This is a genomic window from Desulfonatronospira sp. MSAO_Bac3, from assembly GCF_003838035.1.
In the GTDB taxonomy this organism is placed as follows: domain Bacteria; phylum Desulfobacterota; class Desulfovibrionia; order Desulfovibrionales; family Desulfonatronovibrionaceae; genus Desulfonatronospira; species Desulfonatronospira thiodismutans.
On sequence record NZ_QYZY01000021.1, the window covers coordinates 1 to 1422 of the forward strand.

A 1422-nucleotide genomic window follows, 5' to 3' on the forward strand; every position below is an offset into this window, starting at 1 on the left:
CAGGCCATGCAGGAGCCCGTGCGGACCATCCTTTCGGGACCGGCCGGGGGAGTGGTGGGAGCAGTGGAAACAGCAAAAAGGGCCGGCTTGGAGAAAATCATCACCCTGGACATGGGCGGTACTTCCACGGATGTATGTCTTATGGACAAGGCTCTGCCCCTGTCCACGGAAACCTGCCTCTCAGGTTTTCCCCTGAAGGTGCCCATGCTGGATATTCATACCGTGGGGGCAGGGGGCGGTTCCATAGCCAGGCTGGATGCCGGCGGGGCCCTGAAGGTGGGGCCTGAAAGCGCCGGGTCGGACCCAGGCCCCATATGTTACGGCCGTGGAAGTGAGATCACGGTGACGGATGCGCACCTGTTTCTGGGGCGTCTTCAGGCGGACAGATTTCTGGGTGGGGGGATGACCCTGGACAGAAAAAGCCTGGACGCGGCCTTTGAAGAACTTTCCGGCCGGGCCGGGCTGGAGCCCATGGATCTGGCTCAGGGGGTTCTGTCAGTGGCGGACACCAGTATGGAACGGGCCATAAGGGTCATTTCCGTGGAAAAGGGATTTGATCCCAGGGAATTCACCCTGGTATCCTTTGGCGGAGCAGGGGGGCTGCACTGCGCAGAGCTGGCCCGCATGCTGTCCATGCCCAGGGTGCTTGTACCGGCCAACCCCGGGGTGCTCTCGGCCATGGGCATGGTCCTGGCTGACGTCATCAGGGATTATTCCCGGACAGTGATGCTGGGACACGGGAAGGCTACCCACGGCCGCCTGCAGAAACTCTTCGGCCCCCTGGAAGAGCAGGCCCGGGAGGAAATGCTGCAGGAGGGTTTTAATGAAGACAGCTTAAGTCTGCACAGGTCCCTGGATATGCGCTACCAGGGACAGTCTTTTGAAATAATGGTGCCCTGGCGTATGGGGCAGGACCCCGGGGATGGATTTGAAGAGCTGCACCGGCAGAAGTATGGCTATATCCATCAGGGAAGGGATATGGAGGTTGTAAGTTTGAGACTAAGGGCCGCCGGAACTCCTGCAAAGCCCGCCCTGCAGCCCTCTACCCCAGGGGATGAGCAGGTTTCGGACAAGGCTTTTTATGGACAGACCCAGCTCTATTTTGAAGGTGGATTTATTTCCGCCCCTGTCCTGGACCGGAATGAACTTTTGCCGGGCAATGGATTTGCAGGCCCGGCAGTGATCACCGAGTACACTTCTACAGTGTTTGTCCCGCCCTTTGCCCGGGCAAGGGTGGATAACTGGGGCAACATAGTTCTTGATATCCTGGATGCAGATTAACCCCATGAAAAAATTCAGATTATTACCATGACCATAAACCCCATACTTCTGGAGGTCTTCAAGAACCGCTTCTCCTCCATCTGCGAGGAGATGGGCATGGTTTTGACCCGGACGGCCTTTTCCTCCAACATCAAGGAACGC

The 1422-nt window shown here is 57.9% G+C and carries 2 protein-coding genes; both read left to right on the forward strand.

Annotation, left to right across the window (positions count from 1 at the left end):
* On the forward strand, nucleotides 1-1281 hold a 1281-nt coding region (locus D5S03_RS00485), incomplete at its 5' end, for a hydantoinase/oxoprolinase family protein (RefSeq protein ID WP_287042372.1).
* 27 nt (nucleotides 1282-1308) lie between these two features.
* On the forward strand, nucleotides 1309-1422 hold a 114-nt coding region (locus D5S03_RS00490; protein ID WP_287042373.1), incomplete at its 3' end, for a hydantoinase B/oxoprolinase family protein.